This is a genomic window from Pseudomonas sp. 05N434 (assembly GCF_056396965.1).
This window is the reverse complement of record NZ_JBFTMK010000260.1, coordinates 1-8,795: the sequence shown is the minus strand read 5'-3', so window position 1 is coordinate 8,795 and position 8,795 is coordinate 1. Positions and strand designations below refer to the sequence as shown.

Sequence of the window (8,795 nt, the reverse complement as noted above, 5' to 3'; positions counted from 1 at the left end):
TGGTACAAAAAATCAACAAAGCCGCCGAAAACGATGGTTTTCGTCCGATTATTTTCGACACCATTGTCAATCAGGACATTCGTGAGATTCTCGCAACGTCGAATGGTTTCATGATCGACATTTTCTCGACCTTCCTGGCGCCCCTTGAACAGGAGCTGACCGAGCATTCTTCCTACACCGTCGGCAAATCCCACTCCATCGGCCATAACTCCAATTACATGGAGCGTATCGAGGCGGTGAACTTCGCCCTCGACAATGACGATGGCGCCCGCACGCACTATTACGACAAAGCTGACTTGATACTAGTAGGCGTGTCGCGATGCGGCAAAACACCGACGTGTTTGTACATGGCCATGCAATTCGGCATCCGCGCAGCCAACTATCCGCTGACCGAAGACGACATGGAGCGCCTGCAACTGCCGACCGCCCTGCGCGCCCATCATCACAAGCTGTTCGGCCTGACCATCGACCCGGACCGCCTCACCGCGATCCGCAACGAACGCAAGCCCAACAGCCGCTATTCGAGCTACGCGCAGTGCGAATTCGAAGTGCGCGAGGTGGAGAATCTGTTCCGACGCGAGAACATTCCCCACATCAATTCCACGCATTTCTCCGTGGAAGAGATCTCGGCGAAGATTCTGGTGGAGAAAGGTGTGGAACGGCGGTTCAAGTAGATAGTCGGCGGCAGTTATGCCGCCTTCGCGGCCAGCTAGATCACAAACAAATCCACAAACCGGTTCACCGGCGTCGCTTCAAGTGCTGCCGGGTCCTTGCACAGCGCAAGGATCTCGGCGCTTCGCTGAGCCGTGAAGCGCGTCGTCAGGTTGACCTTGAACTTGTCTTCCAGCAACGGAATGCCATCAGCACGGCGCCGGCGATGACCGATCGGGTACTCCACCATCACGTTATCGGTGCTGGAACCGTCCTTGAAGAACACCTGTACAGCGTTGGCGATGGAGCGTTTGTCCGCCTCCAGGTATTCGCGGGTGAAACGCGGGTCTTCGACAATGACCATTTTGTCGCGCAGCACATCGATAATCGGGTGCGCGGCGTGGAAGTCGTCTTCGTACTGCTCGGCCACCAGATTGCCGAATACCAGGGGTACGGCGGTCATGTACTGGAGGCAGTGATCGCGGTCCGCAGCGTTGGCCAGCGGGCCGACCTTGGAGATGATGCGGATCGCTGATTCGTGGGTGGTGATAACGATCCTGTCGATTTCATGCAGGCGATTCCTGACCAATGGATGCAGGGTGACGGCAGCCTCGCAGGCCGTTTGCGCGTGGAACTCAGCGGGGAAGCTGATCTTGAACAGCACGTTTTCCATCACATAGCTGCCGAACGGCCGGGAAAAACTGAAAGCTCGCTTGCCTTCAGGCTTGAGCCCCAGGTCGTTGTTGGTGTGGCTGAACAGTACATCGTAGAAACCCCATTGCTTGGCGGTCAGTACGCCGGGGATGCCCATCTCACCACGCATCGCAATGTCCGCCAGACGCACGCCCCGACTGGTCGCGTCTCCGGCCGCCCAGGATTTACGCGATCCGGCGTTCGGCGCATGCCGGTAAGTGCGCAGCGCCTGGCCATCGGCAAAGGCATGAGACAACGCCGACAGCAGCTGCTCGCGATTGGCGCCCATGAGTTTGGCAGTGACGGCGGTCGAGGCGACTTTCACCAGAATCACGTGATCGAGACCGACGCGGTTGAACGAATTTTCCAGGGCGATCACGCCCTGAATCTCGTGCGCCATGATCATGGCTTCCAGCACAGCGCGAATGGTCAGTGGGGCGTCGCCATTGGCCAGGCGCTTTTGCGACAGGTGGTCGGCCACCGCGAGAATACCGCCGAGGTTATCGGACGGATGGCCCCATTCGGCGGCGAGCCAGGTGTCGTTGTAATCGAGCCAGCGGACGATGCAACCGATGTCCCAAGCGGCCTTGACCGGGTCGAGACGATAGCTGGTGCCGGGCACGCGGGCGCCGAAGGGGACGACAGTGCCTTCGACGATAGGACCCAGGTGTTTGGTGCATTCGGGGAAACGCAGCGCCAGCAAGCCGCAGCCGAGGGTGTCCATCAGGCAATTGCGGGCAGTATCAAGCGCCTCGGGCGACTGGATGTTGAAATTGAGGACGTAGTCGGCGATGTCCTGCAGAACCGTGTCGTAGTCGGGGCGGGTGTTCAGGTCGACGTTGGCGCTCATGTTCGATTCACTCTTGAAGTGGTTCGTTGATGGGACCTCGGTTCAGGGTAGTCTCAGTCGGTACAACACTCTTGTTTTGGAAATGCATCACCTATGGGAGCGGCGCTCCCACAGGGATTTGTGTATGCCTGGATTGAGGTTAGAAACAATCCCCCGGCACCCGGACATAACCTTCCATCAACACCCGCGCACTGCGGCTCATGATGGCTTTTTTCACCGTCCACTCACCGTTGACCTTTGCGGCCTCGGCGCCCACGCGCAAGGTGCCGGACGGATGGCCGAAGCGCACGGCGTTGCGTTCGATACCGCCCGCTGCCAGGTTGACCAAGGTGCCGGAAATCGCCGCCGCCGTGCCGATCGCCACCGCTGCCGTGCCCATCATGGCGTGGTGCAGCTTGCCCATGGACAACGCGCGCACCAGCAGGTCGATGTCGGCGGCTGCGATTTTCTTGCCGCTGGACGCAATGTAATCCGCAGGTGGGGCGACGAACGCGACCTTCGGCGTGTGCTGGCGCTTGGCGGCTTCATCCAGGTGTTCAATCAGCCCCATGCGCAGCGCACCGTAAGCCCGGATGGTTTCGAACATTGCCAAAGCCTCCAGGTCACTGTTGATCGCGCCCTGCAACTCGGTGCCGGTGTAGCCTATGTCTTCGGCGTTGATGAATATGGTCGGGATGCCAGCGTTGATCAGGGTAGCCTTGAGCGTGCCGACACCTGGCACTTCAAGGTCGTCCACCAGATTGCCGGTGGGGAACATCGAGCCACCGCCACCCTCTTCTTCCGCCGCCGGATCCATGAATTCGAGCTGCACTTCGGCGGCCGGAAAGGTCACGCCGTCGAGTTCAAAATCACCGGTTTCCTGCACCTCGCCATTGGTGATCGGTACATGAGCGATGATGGTCTTGCCGATGTTGGCCTGCCACACGCGCACCACCGCCACACCGTTGTGCGGAATGCGGCCGGCATCCACCAGGCCATTGCTGATGGCGAACGAACCGACCGCCGCCGACAGGTTGCCGCAGTTGCCACTCCAGTCGACGAAAGGTTTGTCGATGGCGACCTGACCGAACAGGTAATCGACGTCGTGATCGGCCTTGATGCTTTTCGACAGGATCACGGTTTTGCTGGTGCTGGACGTCGCGCCGCCCATGCCGTCGATTTGCTTCTCGTACGGATCGGGGCTGCCGATCACGCGCAGCAACAAGGCATCGCGGGCGGTGCCTGGCATCTGCGCCGCTTCGGGCAAATCCTTGAGGCTGAAGAACACGCCTTTGCTGGTGCCGCCGCGCATGTAGGTGGCAGGGATTTTTATCTGAGATGCGTGAGCCATATTGATCCTGTATGGCCAGCGCGGGACTTGAAATCCCGCGCGGCTCGTCGTGTTAAACGGCAACCGCCGACTCTTCGAGGAAGTCCTGAGCGAAACGCTGCAACACGCCGCCAGCCTCGTAGATCGACACTTCTTCGGCGGTGTCGAGGCGGCAGGTCACCGGCACTTCGACGCGTTCACCGTTCTTGCGGTTGATCACCAGCGTCAGCGTCGCGCGCGGGGTGCGATCGCCGATCACGTCATAGGTTTCGCTGCCATCTATCCCTAAGGTTTTACGATTGGTGCCCGGCAGGAACTCCAGCGGCAACACGCCCATGCCCACCAGGTTGGTGCGGTGAATGCGCTCGAAACCTTCGGCGGCAATCGCTTCCACCCCCGCCAGACGCACGCCTTTGGCCGCCCAGTCCCGGGACGAACCCTGGCCATAGTCGGCACCGGCAATGATGATCAGCGGCTGCTTGCGTTCCATGTAGGTTTCGATGGCTTCCCACATGCGCATCACTTTGCCTTCCGGCTCCACGCGGGCAAGAGAACCCTGCTTGACCTTGCCGTTTTCCTGCACCATTTCATTGAACAGTTTCGGGTTGGCGAAGGTTGCGCGCTGCGCGGTCAAGTGGTCGCCGCGGTGCGTGGCGTAGGAGTTGAAGTCCTCTTCCGGCAGGCCCATTTTCGCCAGGTACTCACCCGCTGCGCTGTCGAGCATGATCGCGTTCGAAGGCGACAGGTGATCGGTGGTGATGTTGTCCGGCAGCACCGCCAGCGGGCGCATGCCCTTGAGCGGACGCGCGCCGGCCAGCGCGCCTTCCCAGTACGGCGGACGACGGATGTAGGTGCTCATCTCGCGCCAGTCGTACAGCGGCGTGACTTTCGGGCCGGTGTCTTCGTGGATGGCGAACATCGGAATGTACACTTGGCGGAACTGCTCCGGCTTGACCGAGGCCTTGACCACCGCGTCGATTTCTTCGTCGCTCGGCCAGATGTCTTTCAGGCGGATTTCCTTGCCATCGACCACGCCCAGTACATCTTTTTCGATGTCGAAACGGATGGTGCCGGCGATGGCATAAGCCACCACCAATGGCGGCGATGCGAGGAACGCCTGCTTGGCGTACGGGTGAATCCGCCCGTCGAAGTTGCGGTTGCCAGAGAGTACGGCGGTGGCATACAGGTCGCGGTCGATGATCTCTTGCTGGATCACCGGATCCAGCGCGCCGGACATGCCATTGCAGGTGGTGCAGGCGAAGGCCACGACGCCGAAGCCGAGTTGCTCCAGCTCGTTGGTCAGGCCGGCTTCATCCAGATACAGCGCCACGGTTTTCGAACCGGGTGCCAGGGACGACTTGACCCATGGCTTACGGGTCAGCCCAAGCTGGTTGGCATTGCGCGCCAGCAGGCCGGCGGCAATGACGTTGCGCGGGTTACTGGTGTTGGTGCAACTGGTGATGGCAGCGATGATCACCGCACCGTCCGGCATCTGGCCGGGCACGTCTTCCCACTGGCCGGAGATGCCTTTGGCAGCCAGATCCGAGGTCGCAACACGCGCATGCGGGTTGCTCGGGCCTGCCATGTTGCGCACCACCGAGGACAGGTCGAAGCTCAGCCCGCGCTCGTATTGCGCGCCTTTGAGGCTATCGGCCCACAGGCCGGTCTGTTTGGCGTAGTTCTCGACCAGTTGCACTTGCTTGTCTTCACGACCGGTGAGTTTCAGGTAGTCAATGGTCTGCTGGTCGATGTAGAACATTGCCGCAGTGGCGCCGTATTCCGGGGCCATGTTGGAAATGGTCGCGCGGTCGCCAAGGGTGAGGTTTGACGCGCCTTCACCAAAGAACTCCAGCCATGCGCCAACGACTTTTTGTTTGCGCAGGTATTCGGTCAGCGCCAGCACCATGTCGGTGGCGGTGATGCCCGGTTGCAGCTTGCCGGTGAGTTCGACGCCAACGCTTTCCGGCAGACGCATCCACGAGGCGCGACCGAGCATCACGCTTTCCGCTTCCAGACCACCAACGCCAATGGCGATCACGCCCAGCGCATCAACGTGCGGGGTATGACTGTCGGTGCCGACGCAGGTATCGGGGAAAGCCACGCCGTCGCGCACCTGGATCACCGGCGACATTTTCTCCAGGTTGATCTGGTGCATGATCCCGTTGCCTGGCGGGATCACGTCGACGTTCTTGAAGGCTTTCTTGGTCCAGTTGATGAAGTGGAAACGGTCTTCGTTGCGACGGTCTTCGATGGCGCGGTTCTTTTCGAACGCCTTGGGATCGAAGCCGCCGGACTCGACGGCCAGCGAGTGATCGACGATCAATTGCGTTGGCACCACCGGGTTCACTTGCGCCGGGTCGCCGCCTTGCAGGGCGATGGCATCGCGCAAGCCGGCAAGGTCCACCAGGGCGGTCTGGCCGAGAATGTCGTGGCACACCACGCGGGCCGGAAACCATGGGAAGTCGAGGTCGCGTTTGCGCTCGATCAGTTGTTTCAGGGAATCGGTGAGCGTGGCCGGGTCGCAGCGACGCACGAGGTTTTCCGCCAGCACGCGGGAGGTGTACGGCAGGGTGTCGTAGGCGCCGGGTGCAATGGCATCGACCGCCGCACGGACGTCGAAATAATCCAGAGAGCTGCCGGGCAGCGGTTTGCGGAATTCAGTATTCATCGTCAGGACTCGGTCACGGTAATTTCAATAGGTGGGCGCCTGGCACCGGGCTGAACCCCGACCTGCAGGGTTCCCGGTTCCTTCAGTAACCAGTACCGGCGCCCTCCCCGGTCAGCGTTGTTCGATTGGCACGAACTTGCGCTGTTCAACGCCGACGTACTCGGCGCTCGGGCGGATGATGCGATTGTTGGCACGTTGTTCGAACACATGCGCCGCCCAGCCGGTCAGGCGTGAGCAGACGAAGATCGGTGGCGTTGAATTCGTGCTCCGCGTAGAGGATCAGCGAAACGTTCATCACCTTGACGTGCAACTCGCTCGGCTTCTTGTCGTGCAACAGGTGCAGGAAATGGCCGCCGATGCAGGCTTCGTCGGTCACGCAGTTGATGCGCTTGCCGTCGTGGCTGAAGCGATACCAGTAGCACATGATCGCCGGGAACGCGGCCAGCAGGCGGTCGGTTTTGTCGTGCTGCTCGGAGAAATCTTTCTCCGGCTCGATGTTGCCCAGGAACGAGCAACCGGTGCGCATCACATCCATTGGATGGGCGTCGGCGGGGATGCGCTCCAGCACTTCCTTCAACGCTTGCGGCAGGTCGCGCAGCTTGCTCAGTTTCTCGGTATAGCCGGCCAGTTGTAACTGGGTCGGCAGTTCGCCGTACAGCAGCAGGTAAGCCACTTCTTCGAACTGTGCGTCAGCCGCCAGTTCGCGCACGTCGTAACCGCGATAGGTCAGGCCGGCACCCGACTGGCCCACGGTGGACAGTGCGGTTTGCCCGGCAACCTGGCCACGGAGCCCGGCGCCACTGAGTACTTTTGCTTCGGCCATTGCTGTCTCCAATCTTGAATTTGTTAGGGAATCGGCAAGTTGTGGGGGATTGCGCCTTACTTCTTCGCCGCAAACAACGCATCGAGCTTCTGCTCGAACGTGTGGTAATCGATGCGATCGTAAAGCTCCATGCGCGTCTGCATGGTGTCGATGACGTTCTGTTGCGTGCCGTCGCGGCGGATCGCGGTGTAGACGTTTTCCGCAGCCTTGTTCATCGCGCGGAACGCCGACAGCGGGTACAACACCAGCGACACATCGGCACCGGCGAGCTGCTCGGTGGTGTACAGCGGTGTCGCGCCGAACTCGGTGATGTTGGCCAGGATCGGCGCTTTCACGCGGCTGGCGAACAGTTTGTACATCTCAAGTTCAGTGATGGCCTCCGGAAAGATCATGTCGGCGCCGGCCTCGATGCACGCGGCGGCGCGATCCAGTGCAGACTCCAGACCTTCCACCGCCAGGGCATCGGTGCGGGCCATGATCACGAAGCTGTCGTCGGTGCGCGCATCAACAGCGGCTTTGATGCGGTCGACCATTTCCTGCTGCGAAACGATCTCTTTATTGGGACGGTGACCGCAGCGCTTGGCGCCGACCTGGTCTTCGATGTGAATTGCCGCCGCGCCGAACTTGATCATCGACTTGACGGTACGGGCGACGTTGAACGCCGAGGAACCGAAACCGGTGTCCACGTCCACCAGCAGCGGCAGGTCGCAAACGTCGGTGATGCGGCGCACGTCGGTCAGCACGTCATCCAGGCCGGTAATGCCCAGGTCCGGCACGCCGAGGGAGCCGGCAGCCACCCCGCCCCCCGACAGGTAGATAGCCTTGAAACCGGCGCGCTTGGCCAACAGCGCGTGGTTGGCGTTGATCGTGCCGACCACTTGCAGCGGATGCTCGCTGGCGACCGCATCGCGGAAACGCTGGCCTGGAGTGCTCTTGTTGGAACTCATGACTCACCTCGTTCAGTGGCTGTCGGGTTAGCGCCGTCCTGGTAGTGACGGGCGATATTGCGTTTGGAGGCGCCGATGTGACGGCGCATCAACAACTCGGCCAGTTCACCGTCACGGTCGGCGATGGCATCGAGAATTCGGTGGTGCTCGGCAAACGCCTGGCGTGGCCGATTGGGCGTGGTGGAAAACTGGATGCGGTACATGCGCACCAGTTGATAGAGCTCGCCGCAGAGCATCTGGGTCAGGGTGCGGTTGCCGCTGCCCTGGATGATCCGGTAATGAAAGTCGAAATCGCCTTCCTGCTGGTAATAGCCGACGCCCGCCTGAAACGCCGCATCACGCTCGTGGGTTTCCAACACCCGGCGCAGTTCGTCGATTTCYTCAACGGTCATGCGTTCAGCCGCCAGACGGCACGCCATGCCTTCCAGGGATTCGCGGATTTCGTAGAGTTCCAGCAATTCGGCGTGACTCAACGACACCACCCGCGCCCCGACGTGCGGCACGCGAACCAGCAGGCGTTGGCCTTCCAGTCGGTGGATCGCCTCACGCAACGGCCCGCGGCTGATGCCGTAGGTGCGCGCCAGCTCCGGCTCGGAGATCTTGCTGCCCGGGGCGATCTCACCCTTGACGATGGCCGCCTGAATGCGTCGGAAGACGTTTTCGGAAAGTGTTTCCGAGTCGTCCTGAACCGTGACCGGGGGATCGAGTTGATCCAGCATATTGTCGACACCTTTAAAAGCAATGCCGCAAAAATTAGCGAATAAGGCCGGTTACGTCAAAGGATAAATAGACATTGTCGACAATCGTCTAATAACCGCTTGCACCATAAAGAAGCAGCACCCCCGGTTACAGCC

At 60.8% G+C, this 8,795-nt stretch carries 6 protein-coding genes and 1 pseudogene; 1 reads left to right on the top strand and 6 read right to left on the bottom strand.

The window, feature by feature from the left end; genetic code table 11:
• Positions 1-674: pyruvate, water dikinase regulatory protein (locus AC1DLB_RS17120; protein WP_477785328.1), on the top strand; the 674-nt coding region annotated here is incomplete at its 5' end.
• A 35-nt stretch (positions 675-709) separates the two neighbouring features.
• On the opposite strand, the gene prpD is transcribed toward AC1DLB_RS17120, so the two are convergent.
• The 6 genes and pseudogenes from prpD to AC1DLB_RS17090 form a co-directional block, all read right to left on the bottom strand.
• Positions 710-2,194, bottom strand: coding sequence for a 2-methylcitrate dehydratase (gene prpD, locus AC1DLB_RS17115; protein WP_018925254.1), 1,485 nt, complete (start codon positions 2,192-2,194; stop codon positions 710-712).
• A gap of 139 nt (positions 2,195-2,333) precedes the next feature.
• Positions 2,334-3,524 carry a 2-methylaconitate cis-trans isomerase PrpF gene (prpF, locus tag AC1DLB_RS17110; RefSeq protein ID WP_477743796.1) on the bottom strand — a complete coding sequence of 397 codons (1,191 nt, stop codon included), beginning with the start codon at positions 3,522-3,524 and terminating at the stop codon, positions 2,334-2,336.
• 52 nt (positions 3,525-3,576) lie between these two features.
• Complete coding sequence (gene acnD, locus AC1DLB_RS17105) at positions 3,577-6,171, bottom strand: Fe/S-dependent 2-methylisocitrate dehydratase AcnD (RefSeq protein WP_477743797.1); 2,595 nt, start codon at positions 6,169-6,171, stop codon at positions 3,577-3,579.
• Between the two features lie 111 nt (positions 6,172-6,282).
• Positions 6,283-6,994: pseudogene (locus tag AC1DLB_RS17100) on the bottom strand (citrate/2-methylcitrate synthase).
• 56 nt (positions 6,995-7,050) lie between these two features.
• Entirely contained in the window at positions 7,051-7,941 is an 891-nt protein-coding gene (prpB, locus tag AC1DLB_RS17095) for a methylisocitrate lyase (protein ID WP_018925250.1), read from the bottom strand.
• Positions 7,938-8,660 carry a GntR family transcriptional regulator gene (locus AC1DLB_RS17090; protein ID WP_007902102.1) on the bottom strand — a complete coding sequence of 241 codons (723 nt, stop codon included), beginning with the start codon at positions 8,658-8,660 and terminating at the stop codon, positions 7,938-7,940. Before AC1DLB_RS17090 ends, prpB begins: the two co-directional genes overlap by 4 nt.
• Positions 8,661-8,795: the final 135 nt, after the last annotated feature.